At 50.6% G+C, this 719-nt stretch carries 1 protein-coding gene; it reads left to right on the plus strand.

The window, feature by feature from the left end; all coding sequences use genetic code 11:
- Positions 1-138 precede the first annotated feature (138 nt).
- Complete coding sequence (locus tag VCHENC03_RS27810; protein ID WP_009706115.1) at positions 139-294, plus strand: hypothetical protein; 156 nt, start codon at positions 139-141, stop codon at positions 292-294.
- Positions 295-719 lie beyond the last annotated feature (425 nt).

The raw sequence follows: 719 nt of genomic DNA on the forward strand, positions 1-719 counted from the left end.
CGATTGCCTCGTCCAGCTGTCTCGCGGAGAGTCCAATTTCTATGTGACGTGCTCACCTTACGAACAGTATGCGCAGCGCCAAGAACAAGACATAGAACTCAAGCCAGTTGGCGGTCTGTTTGGAGGAGACGAAACCTAATGAATGAATACGTGACGCATGAGCAGCTTGTTGAAATCATCGAGCTGTTCGACCATCTCTCGATGCTAAACGCGATCTTAATGATCATCGTTTACGATTTGTTTCGCTCAGGACTCCGAATGTTGTGTGACTATCTGAATAAGGCAACCGAGTAATGAAGATGACACCAGAATTGTTTAATCGTGCGGTCTATAACTCAGCGTTTGGAGCGTTCGTTCTAGTTGGGCCGCCGACATTCGAGCAGCTTCAAGAACGTAGGCTATTTGTTTTGCGGTTTGAGATCGCAATGAGCAAAGCCATATATGGTTAGAACGGATTGGGCATCGCCCCGACCGGAGGGAGTCACCGAGATATAAGGAGTTGCGGAGCGACGACGAAGCACCGAGCCACCCACTACTGGCGATCTTGGGCACTTGCTTAGACTGGCGAGTGTCCCTAACTGCCCAAGCCAAAATAAGTAAAGCCGCCCCTCGCCCTGCAAGAATCAGCCTCGCAGAGACTGACCACCCCAAAGGCGCGTAAACCTACTGGAACACATCAGGACTTTCAGCATCAAAGCTTTGCGAGTGTCGAGCAAGGC

Origin of the sequence: Vibrio sp. HENC-03 (assembly GCF_000305755.2) — a bacterium.
GTDB classification, from domain to species: Bacteria; Pseudomonadota; Gammaproteobacteria; order Enterobacterales; family Vibrionaceae; genus Vibrio; species Vibrio owensii.